This window comes from Spiroplasma endosymbiont of Monopis laevigella (genome assembly GCF_964019975.1).
Taxonomy (GTDB): domain Bacteria; phylum Bacillota_I; class Bacilli_A; order Mycoplasmatales; family VBWQ01; genus Spiroplasma_E; species Spiroplasma_E ixodetis_A.
The window spans coordinates 31500-52763 of sequence record NZ_OZ026473.1 but is presented as its reverse complement, the minus strand read 5'-3'; the positions used below and the strand labels follow the sequence as shown (position 1 = coordinate 52763).

Genomic DNA, 21264 nt, shown 5'->3' with positions numbered 1-21264 from the left:
ACTCCTTTATTATGATGATTGGGCATCAGCGCCACCAATAATTTCTGAAATTTCTTGGGTAATAGCACCTTGACGGGCACGATTATAACTTACTAATAATTTATCTTTCATTTCTTTGGCATTATTTGAAGCATTTTCCATTGCTAATCTTCGTAATGCTTGCTCTGACACTTGTGATTCTACTAATGCACCATAAACAATGGCACCAACATATAAAGGAATAGCACTATTAATAACAGTATTAGCGTCTGGTTCAAAATCGGTTTTAATTAAATTACTTTCTTGATTAGTTTTAATAGAAACAATTGGCAATAAATCAATAATTGTTGGAATTGTTGTTACCGTATTTACATATTTTGTATATGCAATTTTAATAGCATCAGTTTCTTTATTATTAAACTTAGAAAGTAACAACAAAGATATCTCTTGCGAATCATTATATGATGATTGAATGTTAATTTCAGTATAAGATTGCATAATTTTACAATGATGATTAGTAAAGTATGAAACTCCTTTACTACCAATAACAACTATTTCATCTTGTGGTTTATATTGTTCTAATACTAATTTATTTAAATTATTATTAAAACCACCACATAATCCTAAATTAGAATTAAAAACTACTCATATTGTTTTATTAATAACTTGATCTTTTGTTTTTAAATAAATTGAATTACTTAATTTAGGTATTAGTTGATTGAATGTATCATAAACTTCAGAATAATAAGGTTTAATCCTCTCAATTCTTTTACCTACTTTTTTTAATTTAGCTGTTGATACTAGTTGCATTGCTTTAGTAATTTTATAACTAGTATTAACAGATTTAATTTTTTGTCTAATTTGTTCCATGCTTTGAGCCATGATATTTCACCTTACCTTCCTAAATACATTATTTGAATGTTTTAATTAATGTTTCCCATTCTTCAAGACTACCATATATTTTAGGATTATAGTCATTTAGCTTATTGGTCAAATTATAAACAACCTGCATAATGCCTTGACTAATGCTCACTTGTAACTCTTTACTAAACGCTTGATCTTGCTGTAATTTTAAATAACTTTTTCGTTGTTGTTTTTGAAAATAAGTTATTACTTCCTTTTTAAAAGAATCCATCATTTCTACTGGTAATCATTTAATTGCCTTATTTTTAATTGCTAATAAAATAATTGCTTGATCAATTTGATTTAATGGTTCATTTTGTTTTTGTTTTAAAATTTCAATGGCACGTTTACCATGTTCAATAACAGCTCTAGTATTTTCATCTAAATCAGAACCAAATTGTGAAAAAGCTTGTAATTCACGAAATTGTGCTAATTCTAATTTTAATGTTCCACCTGCTTGTTTTATTGCTTTAATTTGTGCTGATGAACCTACCCGTGAAACTGATAAACCCACATCAACTGCTGGACGAATTCCGGCATTAAATAATTCTGACATTAAAAAAATTTGACCATCAGTAATTGAAATAACATTAGTAGGAATATATGCAGAAATATCACCGGCTTGTGTTTCAATAATAGGTAAGGCAGTAATACTCCCACCACCATGTTTTTCATTTAATTTAGCTGCACGTTCTAATAAACGTGAATGAAGATAAAAAACATCTCCTGGATAAGCTTCTCTTCCTGGTGGTCGTCTTAATAATAAAGAAATAGCACGATAGGCCACTGCATGTTTACTCAAATCATCATAAACAATTAAGACATCTTTACCTTCTTCCATTCATTCTTCGGCAATAGTTACTCCTGTATAAGGAGCAATATATTGCAAAGGAGCAACTTCACTAGCAGTAGCAGCAACAATAGTTGTATACTCCATTGCCCCTAATTGTGTTAATTTATCAACAATTTGAGCAACAGTTGAGGCCTTTTGACCAATAGCAACATAAACACAAAAAACATTTTTACCCTTTTGATTAATAATAGTATCAATAGCAATCGTTGTTTTTCCAGTTTGACGATCACCAATTATTAACTCTCTTTGACCTTTGCCAATCGGAATCATTGCATCAATTGATAATAATCCTGTTGCTAAAGGTTCTGATACAGATTTTCTAGTCATCACACCCAGCGCTATTCTTTCAATCGGTCTAGTTTTCGTAGTTTTAATTGGACCTTTACCATCAATCTTTTGCCCTAGTGCATTAACAACTCTTCCTAAAAGCATATTACCAACTGGTGTTTCAACAACATTACCTGTTCTACTAACAATATCTCCTTCCTTGATACCCGTGTCATCCCCCATTAAAGTAACACCAACAGCAGTTTCTTCTAAACTCAAAACCATACCATAAATATTACTTTTAGGAAAAAATACTAATTCACCATTAACAGCCTTATCTAAACCATGAATTAGTGCAATTCCATCACCGACAGTAACAACAATGCCTTCCTCATTAGCACTAATTTTTTTACCATAATTTTTAATTTGACTTTTTATAATTTCTGAAATTTGATTAACGTTTAAGGACATTTGTTTTACCTCTATTCATGACTTAATAATTCTTGTTTTAATTGATCAATTTGACCTTTAACTGAACCATCAAAAACTTGATTCCGTACTTTAACTTTAATACCGCCAATTAATGATTTATCAATCTTGTTAACGACTTTAATCTTATGTTTAATGACTTTCTCAATTTTCAATTTTATTTGATTTATTTGTTGGTTTGAAAGTTCTATCACTGAATAAATAATGCCATAGTTTACATCTTGATATTCATTACATAATTTGCGAAATTCTTTTAAAATGAAACGAACACACTGGAAATGATGTTCATCAATCAACAAAAAGAAAAAATTTAACATATATGGTTCAATATGATTTTTAAAAGTTTCACTAATAATTTGTTTACGTGTTTCAATAGTTAAATTACTACTACTAGTAATATCAATAAATTCTGGATAAGTAGTAAAAATATCAATTAATTTATTACTTTCTTCAGCAAATTGAGTAATTTTTTTTATTTCTCTTGCTAATTGAAAAAGACCATTACTTCATTGATTAGCTAATCCTTCATCTATCATTTAACTTCACCACTATTCCAAATTCTTAATAAAATCAGTAATTAATTGTTCATGTTTTTTAGCATTCATTTCAGCACCAATAATTTTTTTAGCTGCTTCTAATGCTACTATTTTGATTTCTTCGTTAATCTTTGCTTCTGCCTCTTTACGAGCACGAACTAAATCACGATTTGATTGATTAGCTAATCCTTCATCTATCATTTAACTTCACCACTATTCCAAATTCTTAATAAAATCAGTAATTAATTGTTCATGTTTTTTAGCATTCATTTCAGCACCAATAATTTTTTTAGCTGCTTCTAATGCTACTATTTTGATTTCTTCGTTAATCTTTGCTTCTGCCTCTTTACGAGCACGAACTAAATCACGATTTGATTGATTAGTAATACGCATACTCTCTTCTTGCGCTTTATCAATAATTTGTTTACGCTTATTGTAACCATCATTTTGTGCATTAGCAATAATTTCCTGAGCTTCAATTTTAGCAGCTTTTAATATTTGACTAGCTTCACCACGATCTTGATTAGCTAATGATTGCTTGCAAGCAGCATCATCAAGTTTTTCTTTAATTACTAAATGTCGCGAATGTAAAGCCTTACGAAACGGAGCATAAACTCATCTTCAAAGTACCATTAATAAAATTAATGTTGCAAAAATATGAGCAATAAAAACAAGAAGATTGGGAAATAATTGATTAACAATATCATCACCTGATACTAAATCATTGAAATTAAAATTCATAAAATCACCTACTTTTTAATATTTTTTAATACCTTATGCTACAAATATTAAAATTAGAGAAACAACTAAACCATAAATAGCACCTGATTCGGCAATAGCTGCACCAATAACAAATTGTGTTCTAATTTTAGATTCTACTTCAGGATTACGAGCAACCGCTTCAACAGCTTTACCAGCAGCAAAACCTTGACCAATTCCACTTCCTGCACAAGAAATAGTTGAAATTCCAGCTCCAACAAACTTTAAATTCATCAATCCATTAGGATCAGCTGCTAAATGATTAAAAAAATGAAAGACATGTGTCATTACTGTTGTTAATAATTCCATAATAAATAAATTCTCCTTTTTGTATTTTATTTTTTTTCCATAATTGAACGTTCGGTATAAATTTCTTCTTCATGATTTATTGCTTGTTGTTTACGAAGTTTTTTTGGTAATTTAATAGTAAGTTCTCCCTTATGAGAACTTCCTTCTTCCATTTGTAATTTCCAATAAACAAGAGTTAAGGTGCCAAAAATTAAGGCTTGAATGCTTCCAGCAAATAAATCAAAATAAATATGTAAGAATGGTCCAATTACACCAATTAATAAATTCATCTGACCAATAATTGGGATATTACTTCAAATATTAGCAGTTACCCCATAAAGCATTGCCAAAATAATACTTCCACCTAAAATATTACCAAATAAACGAAAAGATAAAGAAATCAAAGGTGCAAATTGAGTAATTAATTCTAGAGGGTTAATAATAAATTTTTTAAAAAATAAAAGTTTCTGAAATTTAATAGCAATATAATATATTCCAATAAAAGTAACTAATGCCATTGATAAAGTAACCGTATACATTGATGACTGTGGTTCAAGACCAATAATCGATAATCAATTACCAATTAAAATATAACCCATTACATATAACAAATAAACTGTCAAGTTTTTATACTTTACACCAAGAACATCAACAACAATTTTTTCAACTGATTTAATTATTAATTCAACAACTAAAACAATACCTCTTGGATCTTCATCAGGCTTCATTCGTTTTACTTTATAATAATAAATATAACTAATAACACTGATAAAGACTGTTGTTATCAAAATTGTTACCAATTGTGGCATAATTTGTAAATAATTCCAACTTTCCAATCCAGCTAAAGTTTCCATTTAAATTCCTTCTTTTAAGTTATTTTTTTGATATACACATAACGTTGCAGTAATAGTAGCAACCATCAATATTGACATTCCGGCAATTATAGTAAAAATATTAGCAAAATTAAAGAAAATATTCAAAACTATAATTGAACCATAAATTAACATTCTTAATAAGAATCCAAAATATGCTAAGGTTTGTTTTAAATGTATTCCACTGGTTAATCATTTTGACGATAAATATAAAAAGCATAACCCAATCATACTTCCTATAAAACCAATATTAAATCCAGTAATTAATAACCAATGGTTTGTATTAATTATAACAGTTATAATTAATACTACATTAATTAATAATCAATAGCATAACATTGTAAAAAGTATTGAAAGAAAAAGGTTATTTCTAATTTTTTCCATTAAAATATTTATTTAGTTCCAAAAATTCGATCACCAGCATCACCCAATCCAGGTACAATATAACCATCATCATTTAATTCTTTATCCAACGCTGCTAAAAAAATCTTAACATCAGGATGATTATGATTAATTTTCTTAATAGCTACTGGTGCTCCTACAATGGAAACTAAAGTAATGTTTTTAAAACCTACTTTTTTTAATTCTTTAATAGCAGCATCAGCAGTACCACCAGTAGCAAGCATTGGATCTAAGATAAATACTAATGCATCACTTACATTTTTAATATTTTTGGGATATTTAAAAAAATATTTTTGTGGTTTTAAAGTTTCTTCATCACGATAAAGACCAACATGACTAATAATTGCATTAGGTACTACATACTCAAATCCATTTGTCATCCCTAATCCTGCTCTTAAAATCGGAGAAAGAATGATTGTCTTGGTTAATGTTTTACCAATAACTTTAGTAATGGGTGTTTCAACTTCAATTTCATCAACAGGAATATCTTTAAATACTTCATAAGCCATTAACGTTGCAATTTCGCTTAAATTCTCTTTGAAATCTTTTTTTTGGGTTAAGTGATTTCTAATTCTTGTTAATTTATCTTGTATTAAAGGATGATTAACAATAAACAGATTTTTACTACTTTCCACTAAAAACACTCCTTTATCTTTAATGCGTATATTTTCAATAATTTAAAATATATACTAATATGAAATTTTACGCCTTTTAATTTATAAATCAATAAAATAACAATAAAAATAACGAAAAAAGATAAAAGATTTATTCAAAAATTATTTTTTTAATTGTTAATAACATTCTTATAGTTCAAAATTAACTAAATAAAAATATAATTTATAAATTTTATTTTAATAACTTTGTTTTTATTTTAAAAAAATTATAATCTAAAATATAAATTTAATAAATTTCTTTTATTGATATAGAAAATTATATATTTGAAATAAGCTATTAATAGTAATTTTTGTCTTATTTTTATCAAAAAAAATCTTATGGAATGGCAACCCTTTTTAGGAATATTTTTTGGTAGACATTTGTTTTTGATAACTAATTGGAGTTAGGTAGTTTAGAGTACTGTGAATTCTTATGTTGTTATATCAATTGATGTAATCAAATAATTCTAATTTTAATTGGATTAATGATGTAAAATTTTTATCATTAATAAATTCAATTTTGAAAGTTTTAAAAGTTGCTTCAGCAACAGCATTGTCATAAGGACATCCTTTTTTGCTTAAAGATCGAGTTATGTTGAAAGCTAATAAAAGTTTATCAATAGTTTTATTATTGAATTCATTACCGCGATCAGTATGAAATATTTCAATATCTTTTAAACAGTGATTTGATTGCATAAATGCTTGATATACTAATGATGCATCTTTTTTAACTCCAACACTATGTCCAATAATTTCGCGGTTAAATAGGTCGATTAATAGGCAAATATAGTTTCATTTACCATTAACTTGAACATAAGTTAAATCACTAACAATAACTTCATTTTTAATTCTATTATTAAAGTTTCTATTAACAAGATTGGTTATTTGACTATCATTGACTTTATTATGATAATTTTTGAATGATAATTTAGTGTATTTTGATATTAAATTATGCTTATTCATAATTTCTTTAATTTTTCTGCGTGATAAATAAATTTCTTGGTTTGCTAGTATGACTTTTAATCTTCTAGTACCATAAACTTCTTTATTTTCTTTAAAAGCACTAATAACAGCTTGTTCATAAATATTATTTTGAATTTTATTTTTTTTCTTTAAATTAAAATAATATGTTGATTTAGAGAGTTTTAAAAAATGACACATTGTGCGAATTTTATATTTAGATTTATTATTTGCAATAATCTCTACTTTCTGCCTATTATTAGTGCTGCTTGCTTTAAAATATCAATTTCCATTCGTAACTGTTTTAATTCTTTATTTGCTTGAATTAATTGTTTTTCTAAATCTGAAAGATTATCTTTAGTTTTAAAACTACCTGAATTAGTAAATTGCTTAATTCAATTGTAAGTAGCTGCTCTTGTAACATTGTATTCTTTAACAAGGCAAGATACTGATTTGCCACTTTGATATAAAGCTACTATTTGTTTTTTAAATTCATCTGAATATGAGTTAATAGTGACCATAATTATAATTCCTTTCTTTTAACTAATTTGTTCACTTGTCTATGTAATTAGTGTCCAATAAAGTGTAACCCATCCATGTTTTCCAACAAATATTTCTGATATTAATGTTGAAAGTAATAACGAACAACAAATATCTGAAAGAACTCCATTATTAAGAAACAACGATATAACAAGTATTAATAGTGAACAATTACCAATAATTAATCAAAATCATTGTCAATTAACTTTTTAATAAACTTAATAAAAATAAATGTTAGTAATTTACTAACATTTTTTATTTATGATTAAATAACAATAAAAAAAGTTACTGTTTAACACCCATTTTTTTCATTTCTTCATATAACTTATTATTATTTCTATTATTTCATGTACCAAATTGATGATTAAAAAAAGTAAGCAAAGGATAAGAAAACCCAAGTTCTACTAATTTTTTAATACATTTAAAATAATCTTCTTTTAATGGTAAAACAACTTCAGCAACTTTCTGTTTTCATGGTTGTTTATATTGAATACCACTATAAATATCATTTAATTCAGGAACAATAAAAGCATAAATTCCACCAACACCAACTTCCATAAAATTATGTTTATTTGGATGAGGATATTCAAAAATTTTAATATGTAAAACCAAATGTTCTAATAAATTACAATAAACTAATCGATCAGCATATTGATAGGCAAATGGTGACTTTTGAGCTCATTTGGGAGTAGATAATAAATTGCTTTATCTTCATCAATATGATGAATATATAAACCTTCTTTTCCCCTTGTTATTCCTTGTGATTTCTTAGACATTGTTGCATCTGAAAAATAATTTTTTGAAATACATCCATATTTATTTTTTAAAAAATTACAAACATTTTCATAATTCATTGTTAATAACTTTTCTACTTCTGACATGCTTACCCCATACTATACTACTTTATTTTTATGATAATAATGAAAATTAAGTTATCTTTTTTATTACCCAAAATAATATAAATTAATCTTTAGCAAAGGCTAAGAAAAAACTAAAACTACCATGTAATAAAAAATGATAATCATCTTCAATAGCATTAACATTAATATGAACATCATCAAATGTTTTAATAGATTCTGATAAAGTATGACCTTCTACATTAACAACATAGTCACTATCTTGTTTTGCTGTTGGAACAATAGCGTTAATTTTACTTTCAATTAATGATAAACAACGTAAAGCAATTGCTTCACCAAAAGTAGTGGTATTAATTTTAATTTTTTCTTCTTGCTTATCAATATTAATATTACTAATGTCTTTAGCCTTTGGTACTAATTTTACACAAGCATTAAAACTACCTTTTAAAATATTACTATTATTTGAAGCAGATACATTAACAGTAAGTGATTCAAATTTATTAATTTTAGCATACATATCATTATGATTAAGAATTGTTATTTTATAATCAGTACCATTTTCTGGCTTTTTTCCTTCTGGAACTAATTTACTAATTTCAGTTTGTACTTTAGTTTTAAATTTAATTAAAGCTATATTATAAATATCTTTATTTAATTCAACAGGAGCATTAGTAACTTCCATATTAATATTACTAATATCAACATATTTTTGATTTGCATCATTTACCTTATCACATGCAATAAGTGGTAAAGAAATAATGCTCGTTAAAAACATCGCTTTAAATACTTTTAATATTTTTCTCATAGTTTTTCACCTATTATTCTCTCGAAAAAACTAATCTTCTTAGTTTTAACTTTATATTTCTTAATTATTTTTGATTATTAACTTATTATTATTTTGTTTTCTTGAATATTTTTTATAACTATTTGTTCCAATAAAAATATAGTAAATTAAAATATTAATAGAACCTATTAATACTGATACTAAACCAAAATATAACAATAGGCTAACTTTAAAAGAAGAAAAAGAAAAAATAATTCCTAAAGTAATTAAAAAAAGCCAGTAAATTGAATAAACTTTCAAGTATTAAATTTAAAATGTTTTTTTGACATAATTTTGCTCCTAATAATATATTTTGTATAATTATATCATTTTCACAAAAAAAGCAAAATTTTTAATTATTAAATAATAATTGTTATAAACTAATAACATGAACAGCAAAACTAATTGCTTCTTCATATTTATTAAAAAGAAAAAATAAACGTTTATTTTGAAAATTAATTTCAATACCAATATATTTTTGTTTATTTTTTATATAATTATTTTTTTCTCAAAAAAATGTAATACTTTTAACATCAACTAATGGTATTATTTGTAGTTCAAAAGAATCAATAAAATAAAGATTATTTTGTGAAATTAACAAGTCTATTTGATTTAAAGGTATAAAATCTGATGATTTGATAAGATTAACGTCTTTAATTTTATAACGTAAAAATAATTTTTTGGCAGCACTATATTCAGTTTTTAGCAAAATATTTTGGCCAGAAATCTTATTAAGTTCTTCATACTTTCCCAAAATGACTTTGTCACTATAATAAATATCTTCTTTAATTTTTTCTATTGAGACTGGTAATTCTTTAGTATTTATTTTTTTTAATTTTAAGTATTTATATAAAGTATTTATATCTTTAGTAATTTTTAATATTTTCTTTTGTTTATTTTTTTTAATTAATAAAATTAGTGCAATTAATAAAATCAATATTGTTGTGCACGCAATAATAATTAAAATTATTCATCAATTCATAGTATTATCTCCTTTTTTAATACTGTTATCTAATTATTATCTAATAATTTTATCATTAAAACTATTAAAAATAGTTGATGGTTTATTTGTTAAAATCTCACCTGCTACTCTATACCTTAAATTAGGCAAGTTTATATTATGATAATCGTTAATTGGTTGTTCATTACTTAAATTACAACTTGTAGCTACTAAAGGCCCTGTTAATTTAATTAATTTTTGAATAAAATGTGAAGCACTAACTCTAATTGCTATTGTCTTTTTATTTATTCAATATGATGTGTTTAAACTAGGTTGTTTTAAAACTATAACAGTAACTTTACCAGCACTAAAATTATTTATTAAAAATGACTGTAATTGATCGCTAATTATACCAATGCTTTTAGCTTGCTCTCAACTAGCAACTAAAATTGGCAGTTCTTTACTATAATCACGTTTTTTAATTTGATAAATTTTATTAATAGCTTTGTCATCATCAAATTTACAAACAAGACCATAAATTGTATCTGTTGGTAAAGCAACCACTTCGCCATTAGCAATGATTTGGCTAATTTCTTTAATTTGATTTTGCTGTAAAGTTATCATGAAAACACCACTATAAATTTTAACTAAATTATACACCTATTATTTTAAATATAATAGTTGTTTCAAAATAATGAATAAAAAACTTATAAATAATATTTGTAATTTAAAATAAACCTTAAAATTACTAATTAAGGATTGGAAAATCATTAATTAATGGTTTAATAAACATCTTAATTTAATATAGATTAATATTTATATTAGATTTTTATTAAATTAAATATAGAAGGAGAATCAAAAAATATGCCCAAAAGAAAAATAGGAATACAACATACTAATGAAGAAATTGAAAAAATAAGAAAAGAAATTGAAGATAATGATAATAAACCATTTATAATAGAAACAATTTGTATTCAAAATATCATTGAAAAAACAATTGATAAAAAATTTAATAATAATGATTTTACAAAAATGATTTTTCCCAATAAAGAATTAGATAGTACTATAAAAAAAAGAAATTATAAAATTAGAAACTCAATTTAAAGATGCAGAAATAGATTATATTAAATTTAATTCTTATTTACCAAAAATATAATGAAAGTTAAGATTTATCTTTCTGATGATTATTTAACTAAATGATCATTATTAAATTTATTAAAAATAAATGATTTCATATTTGTTTTTTATATAAAAATGTAAGGGAAATTAACATTAAATTGTCATGATTGATTGTATTATTTTATATATATGACTAATACTTTTAATATTAGTATTAATCATTTTCTTAAATAAAGAAATTCACAAATTGATTCAATTATAATTTTGAGTATTGTTTTTATTAGTAAATAAAATGAAAATAAAATGAATTTTAAATTTGTTTTGAAATATCAAAGGGTTTTTTATATATAAAAGGATAATAGGGAACTCGTAATTAGGAATAGGTAGTAATTGATTTATTAATAATATTTTTTCATAAATATGATTTTTAATTATAGAACATTCATCAATATCTAAAAATTCGAAATTTAAATTATATTTTTTGATAAATGTTTTTTGAAATGCTCACAAAATAGATTTAATACTATAAAATTTTTCTTGGATATAAAAATTAAATACCCAATTGAATATTGAATTCTTTTTAACATTACTTGTTTTATTTTTTCATTAATATTTTTTTCTAATTCATAATTTCATGAATTTTCATTAATATTAATAACAGAAATATTCTTATATTTATCTAAATTATAATTACTATAGATATTTACCTTTTCAATTAATATACAAGGTTTTTGATTTAGTAAATGAAGTTTAAAATTATTACTTAAGTTATTTTTTAGGGAAATAATTAAAATATTAGGGAAATTTACTTTTATAAATGAAGTTATTTGAATTTTATTAGCATAGGAGTCATCAATTAAGAATATATATAAGGGAATGTTTCAGTTCTCGTTTGCTATAAAACTTTTATGAAAAGTAATTATTAAAAATTTATTTTGTAAAAGATTAAGATTGGGAAAATAATTATTTTTTAATTGCGAATTTATAATAAAAAGGAGTTGTTGCCCTCATTGGTAGTCACTTTCTATTTTAAAAGTATCATCCAAGGCAAAACCAATATCACTATAATAATTAAATTGTAATTTAAATCAATTATCACTAAGAAAACTATTCAAATTACTTTTAAAAGTATTTGAATATAAAGACACCTGATATTCATAAGTAATAAAAGAAAATATTTTTTGAGTAATGTTACTAATTTCTGAAGTTATATTTGGAAATAATTGACTGTCAACTTTAATATTAAGTAAACAAATGAAATTAAAATAATTGGTTTCAAACTTATCAAACTCAATAGCAAACTCTTTAGCAATTATTAATCTAAAATGTTCGACTTCTCTTTTTATACTTAAGTTTAAATTAAATTCAATTTGTTCATCTTTTTCAAGAAAAAAATTAAATTTAATTTTTCGTACATGAATTGTTAAAAATCATATTAGTTGATCATCATAATATTTTTTATAACCGATATTGATCATTATAATTTCTATTTTTTTGTATATATAGGTTAGGACTTTATCATTAGTTAAGAGATTTTTTTTATCTTTACTAATAAGTTTTATAATAATAATAGCGGTTATAAATCTTAAATGTCATTCATAACCATCTAATTGAAACCCTTTATTATGTTCAAATTTTAATTTTAATCTTAAATTTTGTTCAAAGAAAAAGTTATTCAAGTAAATAATGTCTTTTTTTAAATTATACTTATTTGTGTTACTTATATTGATAAGTCACTCACTACTTAAATATTTTTTTGTCATACACATATTAAGAACAAATTACTCATTCTAACAAAAGGATATTCATTGGATATGTGGATAAACTGTGTAAGCAAAGTATTTATTGCTACTATTTCATTGTCACCATTAATTACAAAGTAATCTTGCTTTCTGGAAATATTGCAATTACTAATTTTTATTAACATTGTATTAATAAAAGTAATATTTCTTTGTAAAGTTCGAAATGTAACATTAAATTTTTCCATTAGAAATGCTATATTAACCGAACAAGAATACTGAAAATATTTTAATATTTCAATGATACGCCACATTAAAACTGCCCCCGTTATCATAATTGAAAGATTAAATGAGATTTTCCTTTTCAAAAAATAAAATAGTCACCTTTTGAGTGATAAAATTATTGTTCTTAAATTGTTTTTATATGTTATAATGTTTGCCAAATAAATAGCATTCTTCATTTATTATTAATATCTTTAATAAATTTGTAATTATATTGTGGTAAATACTTTTTAATAAGAATAGTTAGTGCTTCTTTTTGATCAAAACCAAATTCAAATGCTAATAAAAAAGATTTTTCTAAAACTGCATGACATTGTTGAAAAATTACTTCATAAAAATATAATCCTTTATGATCAGCAAATAAAGCTAATTTTGGTTCATATTGTAAATTATGTTTTGAAAAAGTATTCGCTGTCTCATCAATATATGGCGGATTTGAAATAATAATATTAAATTTATGATTTTTAAGATTTGTAAATATATCGCTTTCAACAAAATTAATATTTTTTAGGTTAAAATTATCATTATTAATGATAGCAATAGTTAATGCATCTTTGCTAATATCACTTGCTACTATATTTCAATTAGGTTTCTTTAACGCTAAACTAATAGCAATAGCACCACTACCTGTTCCTAAATCTAATACTTTTAAATTATCATTATTAAAAATGTTTTGTGCATAGACAAAAACATTTTTAACTAGTTCTTCAGTTTCATTACGAGGAATTAATACTCTATTATCAACAACAAACTTATGATCAAGAAATCATTGATAACCAATAATATATTGTAAAGGATAGCCAGCAACAAATTTTTTAACTAGTTGTAAATATGATTCTAAAAAATCTATTGCTATTGTTTGACTAAGATTTGCATATAATCAAGATAAATCTTTATTAATAAACTTTAATAAAATTATCTTATTAATTTGTTCATTTTTTTTATTAATTTTTTTTGCTAATAAAAGATAATCTCTATAAGTCATTAATTTATACTCCAAAAATAAATATTTTATTGAAAATTAACAGATGAATTATTATTTCTTGAAGTTTTTTTTATTAAATTATTAACAACGAGAATTAAAACAATAATACTAAAAATAAATAATTGGAAAAAGAATAATGTAACTACAAATACTAATAATAAAACCAAAATTATTAATATTGTTACCATTAATATTTCGTAAAAATTCTAAATTTTTTCATAATAAATAATGAAAAATTAAACTAGATGCACTAGCAAATCATAATGTTAAAACTAAAAATAAAATGTGAATAATACCACTACTAAAAGTTAATGTAATAAATGTTCCTAATGTCGCATATAAAAAAATAACTGATATTAAAAACAAAATTTTTGTTCTAGAGTCTAAAATCTTAAAATCCATAATAATTTCTTCCTTCTTTACTTTAATACTGTAATATTTTCATCAATATTTTCTAATTTTTCTTTTTGTTCACTACTAATTAAAGCAATAATAATTTCATCAATATTACCTTCCATAATACGATCTAACTTTAATAAAGATAATCCAATCCGATGATCGGTTACTCTATTTTGTGGATAATTGTATGTTCTAATTTTTTCTGAACGATCACCGCTACCAACAGCTGTTTTTCTTAAATTACCAATTCTTCCCTGTTCTTCTTCAACTTTTTTTTCATAAAGTTTAGCTCTTAATACCCGCATTGCTTTATCTTTATTATCATGTTGACTTCGTCCGTCCTGTGAAGTTACAACAACACCCGTTGGAATATGAGTAATTCTAATTGCTGAATCGGTAGTATTAACATGTTGACCACCAGCACCACTAGAACGATAAGTATCAATTCTTAAATCAGAATTATTTATTTTAATTTCAACTTCATTAACTTCTGGCAATACAGCAACCGTTGCAATTGAAGTATGAACTCGTCCTTGTGATTCGGTTTTTGGAACTCTCTGAACACGATGTCCACCAGCTTCAAACTTTAATTTAGCAAATACATGTTTACCTTTAACCATAAAAGCAATATAACTAAATCCACCATTTATTGCTTCCTTTGCCTCAATAGTTTCAATTTTTCATCGTTGAATTTCACAATACTTACTATACATACGATATAAATCACCAGCAAAAATATTTGCTTCATCACCACCAACAGCTCCTCTGATTTCAATAATAACATTTTTATCATCATTTATATCTTTAGGAATTAGTGTTAGTTTTAATTCATTTTCTGCTTTTTCTAATTCTATTTCATTTGCTTTAATATCTATTTTAAGCATTTCACAAAGTTCTTGATCCTGTTCGGTTGCTAATGCCTTTTTTGTTTCAATAATTTCTTTGTTAATTTTTTCATATTTTCAATATTGTTCAATAATTGGTTCTAATCTACTATGTTCTTTTGTTAATTCAGTGTATTTATCACGAGGAATTAATTCGGGATTTTCTAACTGCTTTTCAATTTCACTATATTTTTTAGTAAGTTGCATTAACTGTTCTAATGTTTTTTCATTCATAATATCACACCTGATTTATCTATTCTGATTATTTGTTAAGACACGATGATGACTACGACATCGAGCTTCATATTGTTCTTGCGCACCAATTAAAATAATTTCATCATCATATCTAGCTTCTCGGCCATTAATAATACGTTGTGTCCTTGTTGCTGCTTTACCACATTTTACACAAACAGCATCTAATTTAGTTACAAATTCTGCTAAGGCTAATAATTCTTTAGTAACAAGAAATGGTTCACCACGAAAATCTTGATCTAAACCAGCAACAATAACTTGCTTATTTTGATTTGCTAATGTTTTAATCACTTCAATAATTGATGGTTTAAAAAATTGTACTTCATCAATTGCAACTGCTTCTATTTCTTTATCTACATGTTTTAATATTTGCATTGGATCATCAATTACTATCGCTGTGATAGATACTCCTTTATGACTTACTACTTTTTTAGCATCATAACGAATATCAACCTTGGGTTTAAAAACTAGCACTTTGCGTTTAGCATACTGTAAACGATTTATACGTCGCATAAACTCTTCGGTTTTTCCAGCAAACATACAACCAGTAATTACTTCAATTCATCCCTCATTATAACGACTATACATTTATATCCAACTCCATCTCTAATTTTAATTGTTTGTTAATTCTGGTGATTTACTAGCAATTTTATCTAAACTATCAATCAATTTTTCAACTTCATTAATATTTTGTAAATATGCACCAGCTGCTGTCTGATGACCACCACCACCAAACTTGGCAATAGTATCATTAATTATTCATCTTGCACTACGAACACTAACTTTGATTTTACTATTCATTTGATCATAAGCAGCAATTAATCAAATTTTAATACCATCAATATTTGACATTACATTAACTTGGCTAGTTAAATCTTCTCTAGTTAAAACAACTTCACCTTTAATATTTAATATTTTATTTTGAGTAATAATTTTTGTTTGTAAGTCAGTAATTATTTTATCGTTAAATATTATATAAGCAACACCATTATCAGTAATTTTAAAATTTGATAATATATATCCTTTCAATCTTGCGATTTTTAAATTTTGAATATATAAACTTTGATATAAGTCTAATAAATTAAAATTTTGTTTAACTAAAAAACTAGCAATCTGAAAAGTTTCTTCATTAACAGAGCGATACAAAAATCTACCAGAATCAGTAACTAAACCAAGAAATAAATTTCTAGCTGCTAAAGCAGAAACTTTTAAATTCAATACTTGTGCTCATTTTGCCACTACTTGGCAAGCAGCAGAAGCCTTTTCTTCAATTAAATCAATATCACCATATTTATCAACAATTGGATGATGATCAATTTTAATTATCTTTTTTCCTTCTTCTCAAAATTCGCCACTAATTCGTTCGCGATTAGCTGTATCAGTGACTATTACTAGTGCATTTTCATAATCTTCTTTTTTAACAAAAGTTGGTTGTGGAAATAATGATGCCATATGTTCATTTGTTTCACCTGGAACAAGTACTTTTTTATTTTCAAAATTATCTTCAATAATTTTTTTTAATCCTCATTGTGAACCCAAAGCATCTCCATCAGGATTAATATGACGATGAATAATAATTGGATTACTAATTTTTATTAATTCATAAATTGCTTGTGCTTCTTTTTTAAACTTATTCATATTATATATCCTTTCTATCATGTACCAATTAATTGCTTTGTTTCATCATCAAAAACAAAAATTGAATTTTTAGTAATACTAATTCAACCAACAGTTCCCACTTCTAAATTATCATTATTATTAGTTAAAACTTCAAATTGTTCTGATTTAGTAGTTTCAACCAATAAATATGCTTTTTTATCATCAACTTTAGTAATATTTTTAATAACACCATTAATAATAATTGAATTTTTTAAAAAAGTAAATCGTGGTTTCTTTGCACTAAACAAAATGGCATTTGATTTAAAAGCAATAGTAGAAGCGGTTTTAGCACCAAACTTACCTAAATTTACATTATAAAAATATAAATTATGAGCATTTCATTCTCCCTTTGCGATATTAATATGCTGTTCATTTATTTCTTTTAATAAATTTAAAGATAATGGTTTATCAGTGATCTCACTAACATTTCCTTGTTGAATAATTATTTCATTTTCAATAACAGTAACATTAGTTGCTAATAAATTAATATCAACTTGATTATTAGTTGTAAAAATAATAATTATTTTAAAAAATTTTTGTAATTTTTTAATTCAATTTGCTAATTGTTCTTTATTATCAACATTTAAAAGTTCAAATGGGTTATGTAAAATTAAAATTTTAGTAGGCACAATTAATTGTTGAATGATTTTTATTATTTGTCGCTCTACTATTGTTAATTGTGTTAAACGTAGTGACAATAAATGACTTAGATCTAAATGTTTAAATATCATAACAATATTTTCACTAATTAAATCACGGACATCAATTAACTGTGAATATAAAGTTTGTAATTGTTGTTGATATGTTTCTTTATCTTGTAACTGTGGATTTTTTAAAATTTTATCATGATAGATTTTAATTTCATCTTTAATATTTTTTAAAAGTAAATGCATTTCATCTGGTAAAAGTTGCATTGCCACAAAATCTTGTTTCATATTAAATTTAATTCTTTGTACTTCTGCTAAGTCAATTCACTGGTCTAAAATTTGATCAATTTGACTACGAGTACATTTAATTTGTTGATATGAAACTAAATGATTAAGTTCACTATTAAAATTTTGATTATGATTGTTACAAGTTTTTAATGTAGTTCTAATTTCACTTCTAGTAGTACTAATCTCTCTATTTAAATAATTATTTATTTCTTTAATAACAAAACTAATTTCTCGTAGTTGAAACTCTCATTTTCTTTCTTTTGGTGGATTACATCCACAAAAACATGGTCCCACTAAACTTTCCAAACTAGAAATACGATCTTGCAAAGATTGTAAAAATAATAAGTTATTATTTGCAATAATATTTTTTTCTTCGGCAGTGAATTTTTTAATTAGAATATCTGTTAATTTTTCACTTCCAGCAAAATTAAATTTCTCTTGAGCAAAGTTTTTATGAAAATGATTAATTTGATATTGATATTCTTTAATAAAATTATTACGAGTGCTTTGTGTCTCATTAATAAAATTTTTAATAATATTAATTAATTTTTCTTTAAAATAACCACTGTCTAAATTTAAACCTGTATTTTTTAAGTTTTCAATATCAGTCTTAATTTTTTGATTAATATTACTTATTTCTTGTAAAAAAGGTTTATTAGTAACTGCTGTTCTTGCTAAGTTACGTTGAATACTAAATAATTTATTTCAACTCTGTAAATGCATACTAACATAAGCCATTTTTCGTTCAAAACCAATACTATTATAAGTAACATCAATATCATCAATTAAAATTTTACCCTCCATAATAGCAGAAGAACCTGCTAGAGCATTAATTAATTTTTCAATATTATCTTCATCATTACTAAAAATTGCCAAGCAACTAGGATATTTTCCTTCAAAACTTCAATCTTTTACGGCTTTTTCAACGGATAAATTAATAATACTAAAATTAAAGTTACTAGTTTGCTCAGTATTATATCTAATACCTTTACTTATTACCAATTTATTAAAATCAGATGATTTTTCCATAAAACCATTCCCTACCTTAAAGTTTTTTATTTCATATACTATTAAAATTATATTCTATATTTATTGGGTTGTATACATACAATATTTTAACTTAATTAATGTTAAATATGTCTGTAAATAATTTTATTTTTAGAGTATAAAAAAAGAAACTATGATTAGTTTCTAGTTTAATTAAAATTATTTTTTAACTTGTTTAGTATCAGTTAGTTTTAGAACATCTTTTGCTGTTTCTAATACAATAGTTTTAGTATTTTGTGGTTTTGCTTTGTTTATTTCAACAGTTTTTGTTTTTGTTTCAACTTGTTTACTTGCTTTTGTATTAAAGCGTTCAACTCTTCCTTTTGCTGAAACAAATGATTGTTTTCCAGTATAAAATGGATGACAACTTGAACATGTATCAACACGGATTTCTTTACCCTTAGTTGAACCACTTATAAAATTATTGCTACATGTTATACATGTTACTTTAGTTTGAAAATACTCTGGATGGATGCTTGCTTTTGCCATGGTTTCACCTCACTTATAAAATTACTATTAATAAAAAGTACTTAAAAATAATATCATTAACAATATAAAAAAGCAAATAAATATTAATGATGGATAGAGTTTTTATTTTGGTAGATTATGTTGTAAAAATGTGGAATGGCAACCCTTTTTAGGACTATTTTTTGGTAGACATTTGTTTTTGATAACTAACTGGAGTTAGGTAGTTTAGAGTACTGTGAATTCTTATGTTGTTATATCAATTGATGTAATCAAATAATTCTAATTTTAATTGGATTAATGATGTAAAATTTTTATCATTAATAAATTCAATTTTGAAAGTTTTAAAAGTTGCTTCAGCAACAGCATTGTCATAAGGACATCCTTTTTTGCTTAAAGATCGAGTTATGTTGAAAGCTAATAAAAGTTTATCAATAGTTTTATTATTGAATTCATTACCGCGATCAGTATGAAATATTTCAATATCTTTTAAACAGTGATTTGATTGCATAAATGCTTGATATACTAATGATGCATCTTTTTTAACTCCAACACTATGTCCAATAATTTCGCGGTTAAATAGGTCGATTAATAGGCAAATATAGTTTCATTTACCATTAACTTGAACATAAGTTAAATCACTAACAATAACTTCATTTTTAATTCTATTATTAAAGTTTCTATTAACAAGATTGGTTATTTGACTATCATTGACTTTATTATGATAATTTTTGAATGATAATTTAGTGTATTTTGATATTAAATTATGCTTATTCATAATTTCTTTAATTTTTCTGCGTGATAAATAAATTTCTTGGTTTGCTAGTATGACTTTTAATCTTCTAGTACCATAAACTTCTTTATTTTCTTTAAAAGCACTAATAACAGCTTGTTCATAAATATTATTTTGAATTTTATTTTTTTTCTTTAAATTAAAATAATATGTTGATTTAGAGAGTTTTAAAAAATGACACATTGTGCGAATTTTATATTTAGATTTATTATTTGCAATAATCTCTACTTTCTGCCTATTATTAGTGCTGCTTGCTTTAAAATATCAATTTCCATTCGTAACTGTTTTAATTCTTTATTTGCTTGAATTAATTGTTTTTCTAAATCTGAAAGATTATCTTTAGTTTTAAAACTACCTGAATTAGTAAATTGCTTAATTCAATTGTAAGTAGCTGCTCTTGTAACATTGTATTCTTTAACAAGGCAAGATACTGATTTGCCACTTTGATATAAAGCTACTATTTGTTTTTTAAATTCATCTGAATATGAGTTAATAGTGACCATAATTATAATTCCTTTCTTTTAACTAATTTGTTCACTTGTCTATGTAATTAGTGTCCAATAAAGTGTAACCCATCCAAAAAT

At 24.3% G+C, this 21264-nt stretch carries 25 protein-coding genes; 1 reads left to right on the top strand and 24 read right to left on the bottom strand.

From position 1 onward, the window contains the following. Positions 1–9 precede the first annotated feature (9 nt). The 15 genes from atpG to AACK94_RS00190 form a co-directional block, all read right to left on the bottom strand. On the bottom strand, positions 10–861 hold the full coding sequence (atpG, locus tag AACK94_RS00260) for an ATP synthase F1 subunit gamma (protein ID WP_338975749.1): 852 nt from the start codon (positions 859–861) through the stop codon (positions 10–12). Between the two features lie 28 nt (positions 862–889). Then, on the bottom strand, positions 890–2473 hold the full coding sequence (gene atpA / locus AACK94_RS00255) for a F0F1 ATP synthase subunit alpha (RefSeq protein WP_338975747.1): 1584 nt from the start codon (positions 2471–2473) through the stop codon (positions 890–892). Between the two features lie 11 nt (positions 2474–2484). Further along, the gene (locus tag AACK94_RS00250; RefSeq protein WP_281749183.1) at positions 2485–3027 is read right to left on the bottom strand and encodes a F0F1 ATP synthase subunit delta; all 543 of its coding nucleotides are present in this window, start codon (positions 3025–3027) and stop codon (positions 2485–2487) included. 12 nt (positions 3028–3039) lie between these two features. Further along, positions 3040–3228: a hypothetical protein gene (locus AACK94_RS00245; protein WP_338975746.1), complete on the bottom strand. Its 189-nt coding sequence runs from the start codon at positions 3226–3228 to the stop codon at positions 3040–3042. A gap of 12 nt (positions 3229–3240) precedes the next feature. Beyond that, the gene (atpF, locus tag AACK94_RS00240) at positions 3241–3768 is read right to left on the bottom strand and encodes a F0F1 ATP synthase subunit B (protein WP_338975745.1); all 528 of its coding nucleotides are present in this window, start codon (positions 3766–3768) and stop codon (positions 3241–3243) included. A gap of 33 nt (positions 3769–3801) precedes the next feature. Beyond that, complete coding sequence (gene atpE / locus AACK94_RS00235) at positions 3802–4095, bottom strand: ATP synthase F0 subunit C (protein WP_281749185.1); 294 nt, start codon at positions 4093–4095, stop codon at positions 3802–3804. Between the two features lie 26 nt (positions 4096–4121). Further along, a complete protein-coding gene (locus AACK94_RS00230) occupies positions 4122–4928 on the bottom strand; it encodes a F0F1 ATP synthase subunit A (RefSeq protein ID WP_338958309.1) in 807 nt (268 codons plus the stop codon). Further along, a complete protein-coding gene (locus AACK94_RS00225) occupies positions 4929–5081 on the bottom strand; it encodes a hypothetical protein (protein ID WP_338975744.1) in 153 nt (50 codons plus the stop codon). Between the two features lie 257 nt (positions 5082–5338). Further along, a complete protein-coding gene (gene upp / locus AACK94_RS00220) occupies positions 5339–5983 on the bottom strand; it encodes a uracil phosphoribosyltransferase (protein ID WP_338975743.1) in 645 nt (214 codons plus the stop codon). A 375-nt stretch (positions 5984–6358) separates the two neighbouring features. Then, a protein-coding gene (locus AACK94_RS00215) for an IS3 family transposase (protein WP_338975742.1) occupies positions 6359–7482 on the bottom strand; the annotation gives its coding sequence in 2 pieces (ribosomal slippage) (positions 6359–7212 and positions 7212–7482; 1125 coding nt in all). Between the two features lie 304 nt (positions 7483–7786). Beyond that, positions 7787–8113 (bottom strand): hypothetical protein, encoded by a 327-nt coding sequence (locus AACK94_RS00210; RefSeq protein ID WP_338975741.1) that lies wholly within the window; start codon positions 8111–8113, stop codon positions 7787–7789. Positions 8114–8136: 23 nt separating this feature from the next. Next, the gene (locus AACK94_RS00205; RefSeq protein ID WP_338975740.1) at positions 8137–8382 is read right to left on the bottom strand and encodes a hypothetical protein; all 246 of its coding nucleotides are present in this window, start codon (positions 8380–8382) and stop codon (positions 8137–8139) included. Between the two features lie 82 nt (positions 8383–8464). Continuing rightward, the gene (locus AACK94_RS00200) at positions 8465–9163 is read right to left on the bottom strand and encodes a hypothetical protein (protein ID WP_338975738.1); all 699 of its coding nucleotides are present in this window, start codon (positions 9161–9163) and stop codon (positions 8465–8467) included. Positions 9164–9554: 391 nt separating this feature from the next. Beyond that, entirely contained in the window at positions 9555–10163 is a 609-nt protein-coding gene (locus AACK94_RS00195; RefSeq protein WP_338974253.1) for a hypothetical protein, read from the bottom strand. A 36-nt stretch (positions 10164–10199) separates the two neighbouring features. Beyond that, the gene (locus AACK94_RS00190; protein WP_338961373.1) at positions 10200–10745 is read right to left on the bottom strand and encodes an L-threonylcarbamoyladenylate synthase; all 546 of its coding nucleotides are present in this window, start codon (positions 10743–10745) and stop codon (positions 10200–10202) included. A 240-nt stretch (positions 10746–10985) separates the two neighbouring features. Between AACK94_RS00190 and AACK94_RS00185 the strand changes: the two genes are divergently transcribed. Next, on the top strand, positions 10986–11225 hold the full coding sequence (locus AACK94_RS00185; RefSeq protein ID WP_338975737.1) for a hypothetical protein: 240 nt from the start codon (positions 10986–10988) through the stop codon (positions 11223–11225). A 482-nt stretch (positions 11226–11707) separates the two neighbouring features. On the opposite strand, the gene AACK94_RS00180 is transcribed toward AACK94_RS00185, so the two are convergent. From AACK94_RS00180 to AACK94_RS00140, 9 genes are all read right to left on the bottom strand, one after another. Then, positions 11708–13003 (bottom strand): hypothetical protein, encoded by a 1296-nt coding sequence (locus AACK94_RS00180; protein WP_338975736.1) that lies wholly within the window; start codon positions 13001–13003, stop codon positions 11708–11710. A 403-nt stretch (positions 13004–13406) separates the two neighbouring features. Next, on the bottom strand, positions 13407–14246 hold the full coding sequence (gene prmC / locus AACK94_RS00175; protein ID WP_338975735.1) for a peptide chain release factor N(5)-glutamine methyltransferase: 840 nt from the start codon (positions 14244–14246) through the stop codon (positions 13407–13409). Between the two features lie 108 nt (positions 14247–14354). Then, on the bottom strand, positions 14355–14648 hold the full coding sequence (locus AACK94_RS00170; protein ID WP_338975733.1) for a hypothetical protein: 294 nt from the start codon (positions 14646–14648) through the stop codon (positions 14355–14357). A 17-nt stretch (positions 14649–14665) separates the two neighbouring features. Then, entirely contained in the window at positions 14666–15763 is a 1098-nt protein-coding gene (gene prfA / locus AACK94_RS00165) for a peptide chain release factor 1 (protein WP_338975732.1), read from the bottom strand. 15 nt (positions 15764–15778) lie between these two features. After that, a complete protein-coding gene (locus AACK94_RS00160) occupies positions 15779–16369 on the bottom strand; it encodes a thymidine kinase (RefSeq protein ID WP_338975731.1) in 591 nt (196 codons plus the stop codon). Between the two features lie 24 nt (positions 16370–16393). Then, positions 16394–17419 (bottom strand): bifunctional oligoribonuclease/PAP phosphatase NrnA, encoded by a 1026-nt coding sequence (locus AACK94_RS00155; RefSeq protein WP_338975730.1) that lies wholly within the window; start codon positions 17417–17419, stop codon positions 16394–16396. Between the two features lie 14 nt (positions 17420–17433). Next, positions 17434–19404: a hypothetical protein gene (locus AACK94_RS00150; protein ID WP_338975729.1), complete on the bottom strand. Its 1971-nt coding sequence runs from the start codon at positions 19402–19404 to the stop codon at positions 17434–17436. A gap of 177 nt (positions 19405–19581) precedes the next feature. After that, positions 19582–19911 (bottom strand): 50S ribosomal protein L31, encoded by a 330-nt coding sequence (gene rpmE / locus AACK94_RS07410; protein ID WP_422397324.1) that lies wholly within the window; start codon positions 19909–19911, stop codon positions 19582–19584. A gap of 154 nt (positions 19912–20065) precedes the next feature. Next, positions 20066–21183 (bottom strand): IS3 family transposase gene (locus tag AACK94_RS00140; protein WP_338975221.1). Its coding sequence is split into 2 segments (ribosomal slippage): positions 20066–20913 and positions 20913–21183, totalling 1119 coding nucleotides; the frame shifts between segments, so codons are not numbered across the junction. Positions 21184–21264 lie beyond the last annotated feature (81 nt).